Here is a 19,215-nt window from a genome sequence, read left to right on the forward strand (position 1 = left end):
CATGAAAAGTATTGTTGTTTTAGTTTCAGGGAATGGTTCTAACTTACAGGCAATTATTGATGCTTGTGAAACCAACATTGATAATGGCAAAGTTACTGCAGTATTTTCAAACAAAGCAACAGCTTATGCCCTAGAACGAGCGGAAAAAGCAGGTGCGGCGGCAAACTTTCTCGACCCGGACGCTTTTGACACTCGTGATGCATTTGATAAAGAACTGATGCGTCAAATGGATGAGTACCAACCTGACTTAATTATTCTGGCTGGTTACATGCGCATTTTGAGTGGCGAGTTCGTTCGTCACTATCTAGGCCGCATGATCAATATTCATCCATCTCTATTACCTAAATATCCTGGCTTGAATACCTACCAACGGGCTATTCACGCCGGTGACGAAGAGCACGGTACTAGCGTTCACTTTGTGACTGAACAATTGGATGGTGGGCCAGTGATCTTACAGGCAAAAGTGCCCATCTTCGAAGAAGATAACGTTGAGTCGTTGACTGAGCGCGTTCAAACTCAAGAGCACAAAATCTACCCAATGGTAGCGAAGTGGTTTGTTGAAGAGCGTTTAGAGATGCGTCAAGGTAAAGCCTTCTTAGATGGTAAACAGTTGGGTATTCACGGTCACGCTCCAGAATAACCAAACTCTGTTGCCTCATCGAAAACAAAAAAGGTAGTGATCGCTCACTACCTTTTTTAATGCTTATAACGTTTGAGCACTCGCTACTTAGAGTTACTCCAGTGGCTCTGTTGGCGCTTGATTACCTGGCTTTGGTGCAGCAAAAGGCACATCTTGTAATTGATGTGCATTACCATCAATTAACTCTCCAAAGTGCAAAATACCATACTCACCTGGCTTCATGCGATGCCACTGCTCATTGTCCGTCAAAGGTTGGGTTGCAATCACCGAAACTACATCTTTCGGTGTCGTCTCTTCTTGAAAATTAATCGTCACATCTTCGTCAATTAACGTTGCCTTACCAAACGGAGCACGCCGCGTGATCCAATAGAGGTGGTTGGTGCAATACGTCATTACATACTCACCATCAGAAAGCAGCATGTTGAAGACACCGAGCGCTTTTAACTCATCACAACACTGAGCAATGAATCGAAACACGCCGACCATATCCTGAGGAGGCTCCGGATATTGCTGTTCCATTTTATTCAACAACCAGCAAAAAGAGCGCTCACTGTCGGTTTGACCGACAGGGCGATGACGACCGGTTTCTAGTCCTTGAAAGTCACTTAATTGGCCATTATGTGCAAAGGTCCAATAGCGTCCCCATAGCTCACGGGTAAATGGGTGGGTATTTTCCAAACTCACACCACCACGGTTTGCTTGTCGGATATGACTGACGACTGCGCAACTTTTGATTGGGTAGTTTTGTACTAATTCCGCAATTTTTGACTCACTGCTTGGGTTGGGATCTTTGAAGTTACGAAAGCCCTTGCCTTCATAAAATGTGATACCCCAGCCATCACGATGAGGCCCTGTATTGCCCCCTCTTTGCATCAAGCCAGTAAAACTAAAACAGATATCTGTTGGCACATTTGCGCTCATACCAAGCAGTTCACACATGGTTTAACACACTCCTTTCCTTAAACCGTTGCCAATCACTCTATCCAGACAAGAAGCCGTTAAGCTTCCATCTCTTTTTCGATCAACTGAATGACTATGTGGATAATCTTGATATGCACTTCTTGAATACGGTCAGCGTAGCCGAAATGCGGCACTCGAATTTCAATATCTGCCGTACCCGCCATTTTGCCACCATCTTTGCCAGTCAAAGCTATGGTCTTCATACCTTTGGCTTTAGCCGCTTCAATGGCTTTTAGAATATTGCCTGAATTACCTGATGTTGACAGACCAAACAGGACATCACCCGCGCTGCCTACCGCTTCAACATAACGAGAAAACACGAAGTCGTAGCCAAAGTCGTTGCTCACACACGACAAATGGCTTGGATCTGAGATAGCGATACCAGCATAGCCAGGACGGTTTTCACGGTAGCGACCTGTTAACTCTTCAGCAAAATGCATCGCATCACAGTGCGAACCACCGTTGCCACAAGAGAGCACTTTACCGCCCTGCTTGAAGGAATCAGCAATCATCTTTGCCGCCGCTTCAATTTGCGCAATGTTGTGATCATCGTTGAGGAACTTATTAAGTACGTCTGCCGCTTCAGTCAATTCACTTTTAATTAGATCCTGGTACATAGGCTATCTCTTCATTGTTATTTGTTGCCGCCACCTTGGCGTTTCTTTCGAGTTTACTCACTCAAAACGTTCTGTCGATAGCATAGACGAAAGAATGGGCAAATAAGTTCGTTGTTCGTGCTCTGCCGAGCAAAAATAAACCATCTCGAATTATTCGAATTGGAGCAAAGGCTCGATTTGGATCACTTTTTGACCAATTGGCACTTGAGGAGAATGTTAACAAAATGTTTACTATAATTATCATTACTGGTTTGACCAGTAAGAGAAAATAATACGTATAACTCGACATAGGCCCTCGTAAGGAAACACTATGGAACTCTTGCTCTCTATACTCGTTGTCTTAACCGCGATTGGTTATAGCCTCTATCAAAGCCTCAACCTCACTCGCAGTCTCACTGTTATCACTCTAGCCATGATTGCCTCTACCTTGTTCGGAACCACGGGCAGTCTAGCTTGGATCACCTTTATCGCTGTCGGAGCGATACTTTGTCTTCCAAACATTCGCTACTCGCTTTTCTCGCGACAAGCGCTTTCTGTATTTAGAAAGGTTCTGCCTGCGATGTCTCAAACGGAAAAAGAGGCATTGGATGCGGGTACAGTCTGGTGGGAAGCAGAACTGTTTAAGGGTAAGCCTAAGTGGGATGACCTGCACGCAATCTCTGCTCCTCAGCTCACCGCTGAAGAGCAAGCTTTTCTTGATGGTCCGGTCAACGAAGTGTGTGCCATGGTCAGCGATTTCGAAGTGACCCACGAGCTGGCCGACCTCCCGCCACACGTTTGGCAATATCTGAAAGAGCACAAGTTCTTTGCCATGATCATCAAGAAGAAATACGGCGGTCTTGAGTTTTCTGCCTACGCTCAGTCACTGGTATTGCAAAAACTGAGTGGGGTTTCTGCGGTACTCTCTTCGACGGTAGGTGTACCTAACTCTTTAGGCCCTGGTGAGCTCTTACAACACTATGGCACACAAGAGCAACAAGACTACTACTTGCCGCGACTGGCTGAGGGTAAAGAGATTCCCTGCTTTGCACTCACCAGCCCTGAAGCGGGCTCTGATGCCGGAGCCATTCCTGACTTTGGCGTGGTATGCAAGGGCCAATGGGAAGGCAAAGAGGTGCTTGGTATGCGCCTAACTTGGAACAAACGCTACATCACGCTAGCGCCTGTCGCGACCGTGCTTGGTCTCGCGTTTAAGCTGCGCGACCCCGATGGGTTATTGGGTGACAAAGAAGATCTCGGTATTACCTGCGCGCTGATCCCAACGCATTTAAAAGGGGTGGAGATTGGTAACCGACACTTCCCTCTCAACGTTCCTTTCCAAAATGGTCCGACCCGAGCCAATGATCTATTCGTACCTATCGACTACATCATCGGCGGCCAAAAAATGGCCGGTCAAGGGTGGCGAATGCTCGTAGAGTGCCTTTCAGTTGGTCGTGGCATTACCTTACCATCAAACAGCACAGGTGCACTCAAGACAGCGGCGATGGCAACTGGTGCCTACGCGCGAATCCGTCGACAGTTCAAGCAACCCATTGGTCATATGGAAGGCATTGAGGCTCCCCTATCTCGTATTGCAGGCAATGCTTACGTGATGGACGCGGCTAGCAATCTGACAGTTGCTGGCATCGATTTAGGACAAAAACCATCGGTCATCTCTGCCATTGTCAAATATCACTGTACTCATCGCAGCCAGCAAAGTGTGATTGATGCGATGGATATCGTGGGAGGCAAAGGAATCTGCATGGGGCCATCGAATTTCCTCGCTCGTGGTTATCAAGGAGCACCGATTGCCATTACCGTCGAGGGCGCCAACATACTCACACGTTCAATGATCATTTATGGACAAGGCGCAATTCGCTGCCACCCTTTCGTTTTGGAAGAAATGGAAGCAGCTCATTCTGATCAAAGCGATGCATTAGAGAAATTCGACAGCGCGTTAATGGGTCATGTTGGCTTTGCTATGAGTAACTTGGTTCGAAGCCTATGGCTTGGTCTCACTGATGGTATTGGCAGTGACAGTCCGATCAACGACCAAACCAAACGTTACTACCAAAAACTCAATCGTTACAGTGCAAACCTAGCGCTTCTATCTGATGTATCGATGGCGGTACTGGGTGGCTCTCTTAAACGTAAAGAGCGATTGTCAGCTCGACTTGGTGATATTTTAAGTCAGCTATACCTCAGCTCTGCGACGCTCAAGCGGTTCGATCAAGAGGGTAGAAAAGCGGAAGATCTGCCACTGCTCGAATGGGGCTTGCAAGACAGTCTGTATCAAGCCGAAGTGGCGATTGATGAGTTCTTAGCTAATTTCCCAAATCGTATTATCGGAAGAGCTCTGCGTGTACTGCTCCTCCCATTTGGTCGCGTGCGCCGCTTACCAAGTGACCAGCTTGATCATCAAGTCGCGCAGCTCATGCAAACACCGAGTGCAGCAAGAGATCGTATCGGCCGTTACCAATATCTTGAGCCCTCACGCAACAACCCGGCTGGTCGTATCAACGATACGCTAAGTCTCATCCTCGAAGTGGAGCCTTTATTTGACAAAGTCTGCAAGGCTCGCAAACAAAAACGCCCATTCACGCAACTGGATACCGTGGCTGAGCTTGGTCTAGCAGAGGGTATTTTGACTACAGAGGAATCCGACCTGCTGCGTAAAGCAGAGGCAAGACGTCTTGAAACAATCAATGTTGATGACTTCGAACCCAATTATTTGGCCGCCAAAAAAAGCCCGGCAAAGCTCGTTGAAGTCGCGTAAGCAGCTATCGAACTTGCCACAAATACAAACAAGCCCAGCGTGAATTGCTGGGCTTGTTTGTATTGAGGGGGGAATTACTTTGGCAACTCCAGCTGCATTTCGGGCAATTCTGCTTTCTTCGCTTTACGTTGACGCCATACAAACCATATTACCAAGCCCAAAACAATCACGCTCAGATTACCGACGACAATCCAAATGACCGCTTTTTTGCGAGCTCGAGCACGATGCTCCATTAGGTACTGCTCTTGTTGTCGCTTGAGCTCAGCTTGTCTTTCAAGTTCTTGTAAGCGCTTTGTCTCTTCAAGGTTTACGTGCTCAGCCACCGAATAACTTCTGTTTGGAAAAGAGAACTGTAGCGAGCGCTGACTGGCCTGATCGGTTGCAAAAACCGTTGTTTGCCAACTGTAGTTACCCAATGTGCCCTGATAAGGGATATTGAGGGCAATACTTGTCTGCTCCTCCGAAGCTGCTCCCTCGATATGGTCAACTAACTCTTCAGGGTTCGTGTGATCAACCTTGGCCGCCAGTGAGCCCGGAGCAATCAGACCTGATTCTCCCGAGATGGTTAGGTGATGAGCGGTACCTGGTTCGCGAGATTGTGCAAATTGAATACTGACTGGAGATGGATAGACAAGCACTTCTTGCTCAATCGCGCGCAGAAATACGCCATTTCCCGAAGTAATGCGAACACGGTATTTCCCTGGCTCCGGTGCGATAGGCAAGGCGACGGTAAATTTACCATCACCTGCAACTTCATCTAAACCTTTTCCGTCATCGGCAAATTCACCCACAATCTCTGGAATGGGTCTTGCCTGAGCTGAAAGTTCGGCTTCATTTTCAACGTACTTAGTGAAGGTCACTCTTAGGTTCACTCGATCCAAAAAGTCTCGAACGACCAACGGCTCACCGTTTGATGTCAGCTCTGCAGTGAACTTGATCTCTTCACCTTGATAAAGACGACTAGGCAGTGTGTCTGCACGCAATTCAAGATGAGAAATTAGCAGAATTTTGTTCTTGGGCGTGACTTTGCCCACCGCCTGCCATGGGCCAGGCATCGGGTTATCGATAGAGACAATGTCCATTGCAGACTCTTGGTACCAACGAACATTATCTTCGTTCTTCCACGCATAATATTTCTTGCCATCTGGTCGCACCAACACCACTGGTTGAGAGCGCTCTGCGCGATAGATGACAAAAGTGATCTGCTCGATCGAAGGGTCTACACGAAAACGGTTATCTAAAAGAGACACTGAACTCTCTTGCGAGGCATAGCTAAATGCACTGAAGACCAGTAACCACAGAGTAACTAATACCGCTTTCATGGACTCTCCTATTGACGCCAAAGACAAGCACCACCCTTTTCTACGATATCTAATCGAGACTGGTGTGCTTCTAATTCATCGGCAGAAGCATGCAAAACCTTTAGTGGTTTTCGGCCCACTAGGCGACGGATCTCCTCCCCCCCTTGTTCGCTGCCCTCACTGCCAGCGTTAAATTGCAGCGCCGTTTGTCCACCGGTCATGGCTAGGTAGACATCCGCCAAGATCTCCGCATCGAGCAAAGCCCCGTGAAGTACACGAGCTGAGGTATCGATGGTGTAGTGCTTAGCAAGTGAGTCGAGGTTCTTTCTCGCTGGCATATTCGGCATTTTTTTTGCCATCGCCAGCGTATCGGTCACTTTACACAGTTGAGCGGTTGTCTCATGACTGGCATTAACGCCGGCAAACTCATGATCCATAAAGCCCACATCGAAGGGCGCGTTGTGGGCGATAAGCTCAGCGCCACGAATAAAGTCGACAAACTCTTGGTGAATCTCATGATACTCCGGTTTGTCTCGCAAAAATTCATCGGTGATACCGTGAACTTCTACGGCATCTGGCTGTATTTCACGGTCTGGCTTGATGTAGACGTGATAGTGGCGACCGGTGAGTTTACGGTTAATGATTTCAACCGCACCGATTTCGATAATGCGGTGCCCTTCATAGTGCGGACCGCCTTCGCGGTTCATACCCGTGGTTTCCGTATCGAGAACCACGATTCTGTGTGTTGTAGAATTGTCGCTAGTATTCATATCAAATTATGTGTCAGACTATATACTTAAAGGTCAATCGAGACCTTTCTCAGTCTCTCTAAACCAACGCTGGCAACTATAGTATCAAATCATGACAAAACTCGTGGAAATTTTCACAGACGGATCTTGCTTAGGCAACCCTGGACCTGGCGGCTATGGCATTGTCCTGCGCTATAAAGAAAACGAAAAGACATTGGCAAAAGGCTACACTCTCACCACAAACAATCGCATGGAGATGTTGGCAGCCGTTGTGGCACTTCAAACACTCAAAGAACCCTGTCAGGTGATCCTTACCACCGATAGCCAATATGTACGCCAGGGCATCACTCAGTGGATCCATAACTGGAAAAAGCGTGACTGGAAAACAGCAGATAAAAAGCCCGTTAAAAACGCCGATTTATGGAAAGCATTAGATAAAGAGACCCAGCGCCATCAAGTCGATTGGCGATGGGTTAAGGGCCACGCTGGACATCGAGAAAACGAGATGTGTGATGAACTTGCAAGAACGGCCGCAGAAAACCCGACGGAAATTGATGAGGGCTACCAAGCCTCTTAAAGCCACGAGTGACTTATTGCGTCGCTACTTCGTTATTGATGGCTCGGTTAAGCTTGATGATAGTAACGATGTTTACTGCGATACATCTCATCATCGGCAATTTGAAACATATCGTTAGGTGCATGGTCATCACTGTGCACCACACCAATTGAGAAACTGACACGGTGCGCATGACCCGCCTCATCAAACACCTCTGCCCCCATTTGTGCTTGCTCTAGTTGCCGCTGGAGTGAATGTAACTCGCCCTCACTAACGTCAGGTAAAAGCATCACAAACTCATCCCCACCAACACGATAAACATTAGCAACATTGGTAAAAGACGTGTTCTGTAACAGTTTACAACACGCGATAATGAGTTTATCTCCAAGCTCATGACCATAATGGTCATTCACTGGCTTTAAGCCATTAATGTCGATAACGACTAAAGCAAACTGGCCAATCTCATCATTCTCAAGCTTTTGTTTTAAATAGTTAAAATCATCATCAAAAGCCAAGCGGTTAAGACTATGCGTAAGGCCATCACAACGACCTATTCGTTCAAGTTCAATCCAAGAGGCTAATTGTTGGCAATAAATGTCCATCAACACCTGCTCTTCATCTTTCAGCAAAAGAGGTTTATGGGAGATATGACCTTGCACCTTATCAAAGGAAGACAACAGTTCTAGATGGCTTCCCTCATGCCTTTGGTACGTAAACTTAACGACTTCAAACTCAAAGAGCATCGTCAGCTGATCTTGTACCAGCTGCGGTAGCCCCCGATACCCGATGGATGAAAAGTCACTGATATTTTGCAAGATGAGATCAAGCATTTTACTGTGCCTTGCTTCTCTATTTAGAGTTTGCTGCAGTGCTTTGGTTTTTTCTACAACCTGCTCCTCTAGGCGAGCATTAAAGGTTTCAAGCTGCTGATTTTTATTTGCTATCGTGATGTTGGCTTCTTCCAGCTTTAGGTTTGAAGACTTTAACTCTGCCACCTGCAGACTAATACGGCTTCTTTGTGCCTTAATCAGTCTCTCAATGTTTCGTAGTTCACTAAAAACGTACTTAAATGGGCGGTTTATTGCACTTGCCTCGCCACCACGCGAGAGTTCGAGCACCACTTGGTTAATACGTGAAAACTGGCGACTAAATAAGTGGTTCACCAGCCAGACCAACGCTACGGAAACCAAAAACACAACCCCAATAACCCGTCTCATCTGGTTCTGATAGACGGTCAACTGCTCGGTCCTTGCTGTATCTGACAAAGAATAAATCAGCTGAAGCTCAAAAGGTTGACTTATAGTCGGGTGATTTATCGTCAAGTTACGTGATAGTACAGAGTCACCGTCAACACTTGGTATTGGATGGGGTGGTCGAAACTCGATTGACTCTTCTTCAAGAAGCAATGGCTTGACTCTCGAAGATAAACTTTTGTAATCAATTAATATTATGATATAGCCCTGAGGCTCGTACTGACTGACTTTCTCCAGTGTAAAAGGCAGCAACGGAGCAACAAAAGCGACCCCTCTCCCCTCTCCGGCATCAACGAGCAATGGTTCTTGGTAATGCAGTGTGAAGCCTAAGCCGGAAGAGAGTATCGCTTGCTGATCCCTAATCTGCTTAATCAGGCCACTATTCTCAAAATGATACACACTGCCACTTGCTTCGTAAGCGATATCCCAGCCTCGGTCCGCAAAGTAGACGGTGGCATCGATATCAGTAAGGCCAATGAAGTCATTGATCTTTCTCTGCATCGGTGACGAATAAAAGATGTTATTGGTTGCTTGAATAACAAACCGGTCGGCAGAATAGAGAGCAACGGTATCAAGAAGACGAGTAACATCAGTGCGAATGGTAGCAAGGACAGCAGAGTCGGTATTATTAAGTTGCCTTGTCTTCTGCTCCTGTAAAAAAGTCACCTGCGTGTCGATGAAATAGTGACTGAGGTACAGCAACGGTAGAAGGGTGCATGAAGCCACCAGCACAATCAGTGCAACCCTGATATTAATTGTTGGAAGTTCTCTTCTCATTTCAACCTCTTTTGATACTTAGAAAAGAACTCTTCAAAGAAAAACGCCGCCTGATCGATAGGCATACCCTCATCAACTCGCTGTAAGGTTCGCGCCAGTGATTCCCAACCAATACTTAATCTCGGGTCGATAGGCATAGGTTGTGCGCGCAAATATTGCTCGTAGATTGCCTTTTCCAGAGCTGAATAATGTTTATCATTATTTAAAGAAGAGACCGCCGAAACGTGGTAAGCCTCTCTTTTTAATTCCGAAAGAAACACAGGATCTTGAATTAACTCGATGAACTTTCTGAGAACATCACGCTTGCTCGTCTCTGCCAAGGCAACCTCAGTAATGGCGATGACTTTCCCTCCTGAAAAAGAGATCATCTCCTTGTCTCGCCAAGTTGGTAGCGTTGGTGCGATAGCAAGATGGCTCTTTGCATAAGGTGCAGGAAGATGACTCAGCGCCCAGTCACCATCAATTAAATAGTCAACCTCACCATTGAGCAATTTTTCACGACCACATTGATGATCGCAATCCGCAACGATCACCCCTAATTCAATCAGACTTCGAACAAAAGTGAGGGTCTGCTCTGTGGCTTGTTGGTCGAATTCAAAACTTACCAACGGTGAAGTTGGATAATACAGAGAGAAAAAGGCGTTAAAAAAATAGGCGTCGTTCAACGTTATAGCGAGAATGGGTTTATCCATCAAGCGAGAAGCCGATATCAGAGCTTCCCAACTGGTCGCAGGTTTGGTTACTCGGCGTTTATCGTAATAAAGCATAAGGTGATTGCCGAGAGATAAGGGAACACCAAAAAACTGTCCATCTAAACTCAATGAATCGATGCTCCGCTGCTCGAATAGTGTTTTATCTACCCAGTCATTGGGAAACGGTGAAAGCCCCATATAGTCATGAAGGCCAATAAAGTCTGAAGGCATCCAAACAAGATCGGGGACATACGTACCAAATAGCTGTGCGATAAGCAGTTCAGAGCGTAGCTCAAAGGTCGAGCTAAACTGACGAATGGCAAGCTCATTTCCAGTCTCATGTTGAAAGCGTATTGCAGCTATATCTAGCAAGTCGCCCTGAAATGATGACCAAACTTCGATAGAGAGCGGAGAATTTGGATTCTCATTCAAACTGGAGTCAATATCTTCGGTTTCTCCAAAAGCCGATGCAGAAACCAATAACAGCAGAGAATTTATGAATAGACGAACAGCACGCAAACTAATAACTCACTAACCAAACCTATGCGACAAAACATCACCTGTTATGCATATAAAGGGATAGCTTTGTGCAAACGTAAAGTAACACGGTTCTCACGTAATAACAGGAGTATTTTCATACTAAAGATGATACAACTCAACGTTGATTACAATTGTCTTCGGGATCCCACTCGCGAGCCAATCTTGGAATAGTTGACTAGGGGCGACAGCCTACGTTTTAGCTGCCAGTGAGGTTTTATTGGTTTAAGTGGACACGTTCGTTTGCGAGCAACAATAAAATACAGGCTACCTGCTGGGCGGCACCATTGCCCTAGACTGTTTTCTAACCAAGTCCAAAACGTTCGATTAAATTGATAAGGGAAGACCGCATAACCATCACACTCAATCACTTCATAGTTAAGGACACCAAGCCAGTCTTTAATGCGTGAAGGAGTAAACATTCGCCCACTCCAAGGCAGATTGTTTTTACGCCATGGCAGCAAACTGGAGATGCCGGTTAAACTCAATGGGTTAAAGCCCGTCAGAATAAGATAGCCGTCATCGATCATAATCCGATCAATTTCCCGTAGTAAACGGTGGGGGTCATCACAAAAGTCGAGCTGATGAGCTAAAATTACTGCATCAAAACTCTTTTCAATAAATGGAAGCTCAAAAGGGTCTGCAATCACACTCGCAATAGGGTTATCGCGGTCGAGATTAACTTGATGTTGAATATTGCAATGACAACTGGCAAGCTCACTACTTAAGCCACCAAGTTTAAGTAGATGATAGCCAAACAATTTAGGGCACCATTCATCTAAGCGAAGTTGGATTGACTCACTCACCCAGTGACCGTTTTGCAGTTCACTCCAAGTGGTGGGTTTATTCAGTTCCTTTTTACTACGAGCTGGCTTCATCCGTAACCTACATCATCTAGAGATTCAACTATGTTACCTGTCAAAAGCATACCTGCATTTAACGATAATTACATCTGGCTAATTGAAAATAGCCAACAAGGGTGTGCGGTGGTTGACCCCGGTGATGCCCAACCTGTTCTCGATTATCTTGCTAAGCATAATCTTGAATTAGAAGCCATTTTGATTACTCACCATCACAATGACCATATCGGTGGTGTCGCTGAGTTAGTTCGCCAGAACCCCAATGTTGATGTGTTAGGTCCTCTCAACGAGCCTATTCCTACCGTAACGCAAACTCTGCAAGGGGGCGATCAGTTTGAACTGTTTGGCGAGCGCTTTTTAGTTCTCGACTTGGAAGGACATACTTCTGGTCATATTGGTTTTGTTGGCGACGGTAAACTGTTTTGTGGCGACGTACTGTTTTCTGGTGGCTGTGGTCGCGTATTTGAGGGAACAATGGAGCAGATGTGGCAATCGCTAGACAAACTCGCAAAACTACCCATTGAAACTGAAGTTTACTGCGCCCACGAATACACCCTGAGCAACCTTGCTTTTGCGCTTGCCGTTGAGCCAGAAAACCCACACTTACTCGCTTACCGTGATGAAGTGATTCGCCTACGCGGCTTAGAGCGACCGACTCTACCTACGACAATAGAGCTAGAAAAACGTATCAATCCATTCCTGCGCCTGGAAGAGGTCGCAGTGTTGAAATCCGTGACCAATCGCACACCAGCTAACGACCCGCTGTCTGTTTTTACCGCTTTACGTGAGTGGAAAAACGAATTTTGACAATCCTCCCCTTGCCTAGAGGATATTGACGAAAGTATTATCAGCAGCCGAATTGAAAAATAGGCTGTATTTATGCGCGTACTCATCTGTGGTTTGTTAGGGACGATCTTAGTTGGTTGTCAGGTCGCTCCTAACCCCAACTCTGACTCACAACCTAAAGAGACATCAAAGGACGAAGTGAGCCAAGTGGAAGAATCCACTGCTGTGCAGCAGCCTGAAACTGATGCAACACCTAAGCTGGCGAAAGAGCCTGTTGTCACACCTCAGTCTCAAGAAGATGTGTGGCAACGCATTGCAATGCAACTTGAGATGCCAATCCCACAGCACAAAACCGTCGACTACTACCGAACTTGGTATTTGAAGCACCCTGGGCATCTGCGCACTGTATCTCAACGTGCACAACCTTTTATGCACTTGATTGTTGAGAAGATTGAAGAGCGCGATCTACCAATGGAGCTCGCTTTATTGCCTATCGTTGAAAGCTCATTCGATGCGTTCGCCTATTCACATGGTCGTGCCGCGGGTTTGTGGCAATTTGTCCCTGCCACCGGTAAAGCGATGGGCTTAGAGCAAAACTTTTGGTATGACGGTCGCCGTGATGTTTCAGCATCCACCGATGCCGCACTGGATTATCTCACCCAACAAAGCCGTCGCTTCGATGGTGATTGGTCACACGCTATTGCTGCCTACAACAGTGGTGGTGGTCGCGTAAACAGTGCCATTCGTAAAAACCGCAACGCAGGCAAACCAACCGATTTCTTCTCTTTAGACCTTCCTAAAGAGACCAGTGGCTACCTACCTAAACTGTTAGCACTTGCAGACATCGTTGCGAATCAAGAGAAGTACGGCATAGATATTCCAGCCATCGCTAACGAAAAAGTCGTCACTCAGATTGATCCAGAAGAGCAACTCGACCTCGCGGTTGCTGCGGAGTATGCAGGGATTAGCGTAAAAGAGCTGCAAGGCCTCAACCCTGCCTACAACCAATGGTCAACAGCACCAGAGACGTACCACCAGCTTTTGCTTCCTACGTCATCAGTACAGCAATTCAAGGAAAACCTAGAAGCAAATCGTGGTAAAGGCGTGCGCTTAGTTCGCTACCAAGTAAAATCTGGCGATAGCCTTAGCGTCATTGCTCAGCGCCACAATACGACCTCGCAGGTGATCCGCACAGCGAATGGCCTGAGCGACGACAATATTCGCATCGGGCAACACCTCATGGTGCCGAACTCAATCAAAGATGACCAAGCGTATGCGTTAACCGCAAGCAACCGTCTAAAGAGCACACAGGCGCAATCTCGTGGCCAGTATAAGCTCAACCATCAAGTGAAGAGCGGTGAAAGCTTGTGGACGATTGCGAGAGCACACAGTGTCTCCTACCGATCACTTGCACAATGGAATGGTATGGCACCGAACGATACATTGCGTGTGGGCCAAAGCCTTGTCGTGTGGAAAGAGGGGAAAGAGGGCTCAATTATTCGCACCGTCATCTATAACGTTCGCTCTGGTGATACCATTAGCGGCATTGCCGACAAATTCAAAGTAAAGAGTCGTGACGTTGTGAAATGGAACGAGCTACATAACCAGAAATATCTTCAGCCAGGTCAGCGTCTTAAGCTCTATGTTGATGTTACGAAGGTGAGTGTGTAATGAACGGTTCAAGCAACCCTTTAATCATGGTGCTCGATATTTTTCGCGCGCCATCGGCCGCTTTTCTTGCGCTCTATCAACGTGGCGCATGGGGGTGGCAGACTTATATTTTCTTAATTCTTAGCCCCTTCCTATTTTGGGGCGCGTATTTCGATCTTGCTGATTTTGAAACTATGCGTCAGGTGCTTGTGTCGCAGTTACCCAATGCGACGCCTGAGCAGATTGCTCAGATTGATGCCAATACGCTAATGGCCAGTGAAATCATCAGCGATATCGCAGGCCGAACTCTCACCATTATCATGTTGACGTTCTGGTTTAACTTAGCCACGAAAAATAACCAACTGCAGCTTGGTTTTTGGAAATGGTTTGCAGCGGCAACCGTGATGATTTTTCCTGCTGTGATTGGCGATCTTGCTAGCTATGTGAGTGTACTGCTTAAACACGGTGATGTGATGATTTATGCCGCTGACCTAAATAGCCTCAACGGTCTGATCAAACTGCCGCTGGGACATAACTGGTCACAATTTGCGAGCTCATTCCCGCTGTTAATGCCTTGGTATATCGTGCTAGGTTTCGCAGCACTAGGCACTTGGACACAGCTTGAGCGTGGTCCAGCACTGGTGATTGCCACGTTACCTTGGATTGCCTTTTACACCATTTGGGCACTGTATATTGTGATTTTTGGTTAAAGCTTAAATCGCGCAATCAATGGATTATGATCAGAGGCATCCGTTTTGGGTGCCTTTGCTGTTTCTAGCGTCAAGCCACGATAGTAAATATGATCAAACGGCAGGCCATTGACGAACTGTTTGCGATAATCCGGTTCATAAGTGGCAGGCCTTAAACCAACCTTCTTCAGTGCTTGCTGCATCACCTCAACGCGCTCTGCGCTCCAGCTATTGAAGTCTCCCGCTGCAATAACAGGTCCCTGATGCTTTTGCAGCTCAGTCACCAGCGCGGACAACTGACGCTGATACTCATCCGTGCCGTAGGTAAAGTTAACCGAGTGAATATTCACCACGGCGAGTTGCTCACTATTCGAAAGGGCATATTCTGCATACAATGCCGATTTAGGTAAGCGCAACCATGGCTCTAGCTCGATATAAGCGCAAGCTTTGGCTGGCAACTGCCTTGCGATATTTAACACCCCAGCCGAGGTCTCAAATGCCTTGAAGGCATCAACGGCATTTCCATTCCAGTTACCCTGACCAATCCAGCTTTGTAATTCCTTGGTCAAGCTAGCTTCTTGCAGCAACACAAGTTGACTACTTTGGCTCAACTTATTGAGTGCTGTCTTCCAGTTGGAGCGATTTTGTTTGTAGATGTTCCAAACCAAGAGCTCAATATAACCATCTTGATCTATCGCATGAGGCGTGTCGTTGTAATAACACTGAATATCAGGAGCTTGAGAAGCGCTTTTGTCATAAACCACTAACTGGGGCGTATCCGATTTTGAGAACACCATATCAAAGCCAGCCACGACGGTAGCTAAGACCAGCGACAAAATGACAATTGAATTTGAAAAAAATCGCTTCAAAACAACACTCTCCACCAAAATGACATGATTTCGAGTATAACCCTAATAATCAATCAGGTGCAGGGGTCAAGGCATTAAAAAAGGAGCATCTGCTCCTTTTTTGGTATGTGGCGTTGAATGACACCGCGATTAAATCGCCTCTTCGTCCTCTTCGCCAGTGCGAATACGAACGATACGCTCAATGTCCGTAACGAAAATTTTACCGTCACCGATTTTACCCGTCTGCGCCGTTTCAATGATGGTATCAACACACTGGTCAGCAACATCGGCGTTAACCACGATTTCTAGTTTTACTTTCGGTAGAAAGTCCACCATGTACTCTGCGCCACGGTAAAGTTCTGTGTGACCTTTCTGACGGCCAAAGCCCTTTACCTCAGAAACAGTCATGCCCGTAATGCCTACTTCCGCTAAAGCTTCACGTACATCATCAAGTTTGAACGGCTTGATAATCGCTTCAATTTTTTTCATGTTAATCCCTTGATCGTATTCACTTTAGGCGCATTATAACCTCTAGACACAGTGATATGCAGCCCCGACAATCATTAATTGTCACTTAACTGGACAAGATCTCAAAGCCAAAAGAAAACGTTTGCGCAAATTAATAACCCAAGCGTGATGCTTGGGCTTCAATTTCTTATTTTAAACTCGCTAAATGATTATTTTAAGCTCGCATAGTAGGCGGCTAGGTCCGCGATGTCCTGATCACTTAGCATAGATGCCTGCGCCTGCATCACCGCCGCAAGGCCTCCTTGGCGTTCTTTGTTTTTGTACGCTTTCACAGATGAGATCAAATACTGCTCATTCTGCCCCTTAAGGTTTGGATAACCAGGAATCGTGGCGATACCATCAGCCCCATGGCAGGCTGCACAAATGGCTGATTTGGCTTTCCCTGCTTCTATATCACCTGCTGCCACTGCGCTTACACTCGTGATGCCCAGAGCACAAACAACGCCCATCATTAGTTTTTTCATGTCACTTCCTTATTGCTTTTAATATCATTGCTTTTTGTGTAGTCACTACGTACTCAAAACAGAAAAACAAAAGTAGGTACGTATAAAATCTTCGAGTGGATGATTATTTTATCTCCCTGTGCCAGATGAGTTCGATATCTTGTCCGGAAAAACGCTGGTCCACAAACAGTCCCACAACCGCCACCACTTGCTCGTTTGACATAATGATCGGAGTGCGGCGACGCAACCAACTCGGCACTCCATACTCCTGAAATAGCTTTTTCAATTTTCGGCTATGTTGACGCGCCTCTGGGTGGGCGGATAAGCCAGTAGGATCAAACACAACTCGATAATCCTCACCCGGTGCTGGTGCTCGCAAAATGCCGACTCGCGCAGAACACGGCGCATCGGCTTGCGCCATTTTTTGTAATCCTAGCTCACCTAACCCATCAGGGAGAAGCAATGTCTTTGTTAATGTTAGAGATTGTGACCAGTGCGTTACATCCTCAAAAGACTCGACCCAATACAATGCGCCTTGAAAACGTCTCACCGTACCCCTCGCGAGTTTTAACTGGGGGTTGGCATCTGGTTGAGCGCAAGCAATGCTCGACCACAACTGGTGCATTTGTGCTTGGGAAGGCATCAACTCACCATGACTGGCGAGCCACATTCTTACTAAGCGAAAACGATAGACCTCAGTATGCGGCGTCAAGTCTTCAATGAGCAGCCCACCAAAGCCATTGACTGATGAATCCAGCTTGTCCCTCAACAGCTCGTCTAGCAGAGCTTCTTGCTCGGCACATAATGCCGCGGTGCGCACGGTCGATTGCAGGATATTCGGCCAACGTGCTTTTAATGCAGGTGTCACACTGTGGCGAATGAAGTTACGATCAAATCTCTGGTCTTGATTACTTTCGTCTTCCACCCACTGCAGCTGTGCTTTCGTCGCCCATGCTTCAAGCTCCTGACGAGACAAGTTGAGTAGTGGACGAACCATGAGGCCAGACGCCATAGGGGATATAGACCCCATCGAAGCTAAGCCCTTTGGTCCACTCCCACGCTTTAATGCCAGTAAAAACGTCTCAAGCTGATCGTCACCATGCTGACCTGTGAGCAGAAGAGATTGCGGAGTCATATGCTGCTCAAGTGCCTGGTAACGGGCACTGCGCGCAAGCTGCTCAACGCTCTCACCATGAGAAAGGTCGAGTGATACATGCTCAGTAATGATCTCGACACCTAGCTGTTCACACACCTTTTTGCAAACTTCAGCCCACTCATCCGCATTGTTGCTCAGCCCATGGTGTACATGAATCGCACAACATTTCAGGCGCTGCTCACGGGCAAAAGCAGCACTCAGCTGCAAGAGCACCATCGAGTCAAGACCACCACTCAAAGCCACAACGAGGTTTGATTCGCTGTGAACGAGAGGCTTTAACACTGATTGAAATTGAGACTCAACGATGGACATGAATAGGCTGATACCTTTGTAAATACAATAAAGGGCTGGCACAATGCCAACCCTCTGTTATCTTAGCGTGTTTACTTCGCGAGAGAAATACGATTAACAGTAACCGTAGCTCATCAAACGCTCATAACGGCGCTCCAATAGAGCCTCATTATCGAACTGCTCTAGTTCTGCTAGCTGTTTCAGCAGCAGCGCTTTCATTGAGCCAGAGATTGCAGCGTAATCTCGGTGTGCGCCGCCAAGAGGCTCTTCAATAATCTCATCGATAAGCTCTAGATCTTTTAAGCGTGGAGCAGTTAGACCCATTGCCTCTGCCGCTTGTGGCGCCTTTTCTGCATCACGCCAAAGAATGGAAGCACAACCCTCTGGTGAGATCACCGAGTACGTTGAGTACTGCAGCATGTTCACGTAATCGCCGACACCAATAGCCAGTGCCCCACCCGAGCCGCCTTCACCGATAACATTACAAATAACCGGCACTTTCAGTCCTGCCATCACCTTAAGGTTAGTTGCAATAGCTTCTGACTGACCACGCTCCTCTGCGCCGACGCCAGGGTATGCACCTGCAGTATCAATGAAGGTAACGATAGGCATGTTGAAACGCTCCGCCATCTTCATCAAGCGTAGTGCTTTACGGTAACCCTCAGGCTTAGGCATGCCAAAGTTACGTTTTACTTTTTCTTTGGTTTCACGACCCTTCTGGTGACCAATCACCATGACAGGGCGACCTTCTAGGCGTGCTATACCACCCACAATGGCTTTATCGTCTGCGTACGCTCGGTCACCGGCAAGTTCATCAAACTCAGTGAATACGTGTTCTAGGTAGTCCAACGTATAAGGACGCTGTGGATGACGAGCAAGTTGAGCCGTCTGCCAAGCACTTAAATCGCTGAATGTTTTCTGTTTTAGCTCTTGGCTTTTCTTCTCAAGCTGCTTGATCTCTTTGTCTAGATCAACCGAGCTGTCGCCACCGTGGCGAGTTACATCACGAAGCGCTTCAATTTTAGCTTCTAGTTCTGCAATCGGCTTTTCAAATTCTAAAAAAGTTAGGCTCATTTATAGATCCTTGTTTACTCGATTTACCGCACCGAAATCCGTGACAGTCGAGG

The 19,215-nt window shown here is 46.8% G+C and carries 18 protein-coding genes; 6 read left to right on the forward strand and 12 right to left on the reverse strand.

Features of this window, described 5'->3' with window-relative positions; all coding sequences use genetic code 11:
• Window position 1 precedes the first annotated feature (1 nt).
• Window positions 2-640, forward strand: a complete 639-nt coding sequence (gene purN, locus GT360_RS10735; RefSeq protein WP_164648847.1) for a phosphoribosylglycinamide formyltransferase — start codon at window positions 2-4, stop codon at window positions 638-640.
• Window positions 641-733: 93 nt separating this feature from the next.
• On the opposite strand, the gene GT360_RS10740 is transcribed toward purN, so the two are convergent.
• Window positions 734-1,579: a class II glutamine amidotransferase gene (locus GT360_RS10740; protein ID WP_164648848.1), complete on the reverse strand. Its 846-nt coding sequence runs from the start codon at window positions 1,577-1,579 to the stop codon at window positions 734-736.
• A 59-nt stretch (window positions 1,580-1,638) separates the two neighbouring features.
• Window positions 1,639-2,217, reverse strand: coding sequence for a D-sedoheptulose 7-phosphate isomerase (gene lpcA, locus GT360_RS10745; RefSeq protein WP_164648849.1), 579 nt, complete (start codon window positions 2,215-2,217; stop codon window positions 1,639-1,641).
• Between the two features lie 310 nt (window positions 2,218-2,527).
• Between lpcA and fadE the strand changes: the two genes are divergently transcribed.
• Complete coding sequence (gene fadE, locus GT360_RS10750; protein WP_164648854.1) at window positions 2,528-4,972, forward strand: acyl-CoA dehydrogenase FadE; 2,445 nt, start codon at window positions 2,528-2,530, stop codon at window positions 4,970-4,972.
• A gap of 74 nt (window positions 4,973-5,046) precedes the next feature.
• On the opposite strand, the gene GT360_RS10755 is transcribed toward fadE, so the two are convergent.
• Together GT360_RS10755 and dnaQ are read right to left on the reverse strand one after the other, a co-directional pair.
• Window positions 5,047-6,294, reverse strand: coding sequence for a TIGR03503 family protein (locus tag GT360_RS10755; protein ID WP_164648856.1), 1,248 nt, complete (start codon window positions 6,292-6,294; stop codon window positions 5,047-5,049).
• A gap of 8 nt (window positions 6,295-6,302) precedes the next feature.
• Entirely contained in the window at window positions 6,303-7,043 is a 741-nt protein-coding gene (gene dnaQ, locus GT360_RS10760) for a DNA polymerase III subunit epsilon (RefSeq protein WP_164648857.1), read from the reverse strand.
• 91 nt (window positions 7,044-7,134) lie between these two features.
• Between dnaQ and rnhA the strand changes: the two genes are divergently transcribed.
• A complete protein-coding gene (gene rnhA, locus GT360_RS10765; protein ID WP_164648859.1) occupies window positions 7,135-7,599 on the forward strand; it encodes a ribonuclease HI in 465 nt (154 codons plus the stop codon).
• A gap of 47 nt (window positions 7,600-7,646) precedes the next feature.
• Here rnhA and GT360_RS10770 read toward each other — a convergent pair whose 3' ends face one another.
• From GT360_RS10770 to GT360_RS10780, 3 genes are all read right to left on the reverse strand, one after another.
• On the reverse strand, window positions 7,647-9,608 hold the full coding sequence (locus tag GT360_RS10770; RefSeq protein ID WP_164648863.1) for a diguanylate cyclase domain-containing protein: 1,962 nt from the start codon (window positions 9,606-9,608) through the stop codon (window positions 7,647-7,649).
• A complete protein-coding gene (locus GT360_RS10775) occupies window positions 9,605-10,819 on the reverse strand; it encodes a sugar ABC transporter substrate-binding protein (protein ID WP_164648864.1) in 1,215 nt (404 codons plus the stop codon). The genes GT360_RS10770 and GT360_RS10775 overlap by 4 nt, the downstream gene beginning before the upstream one ends.
• A 146-nt stretch (window positions 10,820-10,965) precedes the next feature.
• A complete protein-coding gene (locus GT360_RS10780) occupies window positions 10,966-11,715 on the reverse strand; it encodes a class I SAM-dependent methyltransferase (protein WP_164648865.1) in 750 nt (249 codons plus the stop codon).
• A 30-nt stretch (window positions 11,716-11,745) separates the two neighbouring features.
• Here GT360_RS10780 and gloB point away from each other — a divergent pair, with 30 nt between their 5' ends.
• The 3 genes from gloB (at window position 11,746) to GT360_RS10795 (ending at window position 14,843) form a co-directional block, all read left to right on the forward strand.
• Window positions 11,746-12,504, forward strand: coding sequence for a hydroxyacylglutathione hydrolase (gloB, locus tag GT360_RS10785; RefSeq protein ID WP_164648867.1), 759 nt, complete (start codon window positions 11,746-11,748; stop codon window positions 12,502-12,504).
• 72 nt (window positions 12,505-12,576) lie between these two features.
• A complete protein-coding gene (locus GT360_RS10790) occupies window positions 12,577-14,154 on the forward strand; it encodes a lytic transglycosylase (protein ID WP_164648869.1) in 1,578 nt (525 codons plus the stop codon).
• Window positions 14,154-14,843, forward strand: a complete 690-nt coding sequence (locus tag GT360_RS10795) for a YIP1 family protein (protein ID WP_164648871.1) — start codon at window positions 14,154-14,156, stop codon at window positions 14,841-14,843. Before GT360_RS10790 ends, GT360_RS10795 begins: the two co-directional genes overlap by 1 nt.
• Here GT360_RS10795 and GT360_RS10800 read toward each other — a convergent pair.
• The 5 genes from GT360_RS10800 to accA all read right to left on the reverse strand — a co-directional run bounded on the left by GT360_RS10800 (window position 14,840) and on the right by accA (window position 19,162).
• Window positions 14,840-15,619: an endonuclease/exonuclease/phosphatase family protein gene (locus tag GT360_RS10800; RefSeq protein ID WP_420825448.1), complete on the reverse strand. Its 780-nt coding sequence runs from the start codon at window positions 15,617-15,619 to the stop codon at window positions 14,840-14,842. The two genes, GT360_RS10795 and GT360_RS10800, sit on opposite strands and share 4 nt — an antisense overlap.
• Window positions 15,620-15,820: 201 nt before the next feature.
• On the reverse strand, window positions 15,821-16,159 hold the full coding sequence (gene glnB, locus GT360_RS10805) for a nitrogen regulatory protein P-II (RefSeq protein ID WP_164648875.1): 339 nt from the start codon (window positions 16,157-16,159) through the stop codon (window positions 15,821-15,823).
• Window positions 16,160-16,347: 188 nt separating this feature from the next.
• On the reverse strand, window positions 16,348-16,662 hold the full coding sequence (locus GT360_RS10810; RefSeq protein ID WP_164648876.1) for a c-type cytochrome: 315 nt from the start codon (window positions 16,660-16,662) through the stop codon (window positions 16,348-16,350).
• Window positions 16,663-16,765: 103 nt separating this feature from the next.
• Complete coding sequence (gene tilS / locus GT360_RS10815; RefSeq protein WP_164648877.1) at window positions 16,766-18,109, reverse strand: tRNA lysidine(34) synthetase TilS; 1,344 nt, start codon at window positions 18,107-18,109, stop codon at window positions 16,766-16,768.
• 93 nt (window positions 18,110-18,202) lie between these two features.
• Window positions 18,203-19,162, reverse strand: a complete 960-nt coding sequence (gene accA, locus GT360_RS10820) for an acetyl-CoA carboxylase carboxyl transferase subunit alpha (RefSeq protein ID WP_164648878.1) — start codon at window positions 19,160-19,162, stop codon at window positions 18,203-18,205.
• Window positions 19,163-19,215: the final 53 nt, after the last annotated feature.

The sequence above is a fragment of the Vibrio astriarenae genome (assembly GCF_010587385.1).
Lineage (GTDB): Bacteria > Pseudomonadota > Gammaproteobacteria > Enterobacterales > Vibrionaceae > Vibrio > Vibrio astriarenae.

Excerpts from the sequence above, each read along its gene's own strand:
- purN (WP_164648847.1), top strand. The coding sequence starts at position 2 with ATGAAAAGTATTGTTGTTTTAGTTTCAGGGAATGGTTCTAACTTACAG.
- GT360_RS10740 (WP_164648848.1), bottom strand. The coding sequence starts at position 1,579 with ATGTGTGAACTGCTTGGTATGAGCGCAAATGTGCCAACAGATATCTGT.
- lpcA (WP_164648849.1), bottom strand. The coding sequence starts at position 2,217 with ATGTACCAGGATCTAATTAAAAGTGAATTGACTGAAGCGGCAGACGTA.
- fadE (WP_164648854.1), top strand. The coding sequence starts at position 2,528 with ATGGAACTCTTGCTCTCTATACTCGTTGTCTTAACCGCGATTGGTTAT.
- GT360_RS10755 (WP_164648856.1), bottom strand. The coding sequence starts at position 6,294 with ATGAAAGCGGTATTAGTTACTCTGTGGTTACTGGTCTTCAGTGCATTT.
- dnaQ (WP_164648857.1), bottom strand. The coding sequence starts at position 7,043 with ATGAATACTAGCGACAATTCTACAACACACAGAATCGTGGTTCTCGAT.
- rnhA (WP_164648859.1), top strand. The coding sequence starts at position 7,135 with ATGACAAAACTCGTGGAAATTTTCACAGACGGATCTTGCTTAGGCAAC.
- GT360_RS10770 (WP_164648863.1), bottom strand. The coding sequence starts at position 9,608 with ATGAGAAGAGAACTTCCAACAATTAATATCAGGGTTGCACTGATTGTG.
- GT360_RS10780 (WP_164648865.1), bottom strand. The coding sequence starts at position 11,715 with ATGAAGCCAGCTCGTAGTAAAAAGGAACTGAATAAACCCACCACTTGG.
- gloB (WP_164648867.1), top strand. The coding sequence starts at position 11,746 with ATGTTACCTGTCAAAAGCATACCTGCATTTAACGATAATTACATCTGG.
- GT360_RS10790 (WP_164648869.1), top strand. The coding sequence starts at position 12,577 with ATGCGCGTACTCATCTGTGGTTTGTTAGGGACGATCTTAGTTGGTTGT.
- GT360_RS10795 (WP_164648871.1), top strand. The coding sequence starts at position 14,154 with ATGAACGGTTCAAGCAACCCTTTAATCATGGTGCTCGATATTTTTCGC.
- GT360_RS10800 (WP_420825448.1), bottom strand. The coding sequence starts at position 15,619 with ATGGTGTTCTCAAAATCGGATACGCCCCAGTTAGTGGTTTATGACAAA.
- glnB (WP_164648875.1), bottom strand. The coding sequence starts at position 16,159 with ATGAAAAAAATTGAAGCGATTATCAAGCCGTTCAAACTTGATGATGTA.
- GT360_RS10810 (WP_164648876.1), bottom strand. The coding sequence starts at position 16,662 with ATGAAAAAACTAATGATGGGCGTTGTTTGTGCTCTGGGCATCACGAGT.
- tilS (WP_164648877.1), bottom strand. The coding sequence starts at position 18,109 with ATGTCCATCGTTGAGTCTCAATTTCAATCAGTGTTAAAGCCTCTCGTT.
- accA (WP_164648878.1), bottom strand. The coding sequence starts at position 19,162 with ATGAGCCTAACTTTTTTAGAATTTGAAAAGCCGATTGCAGAACTAGAA.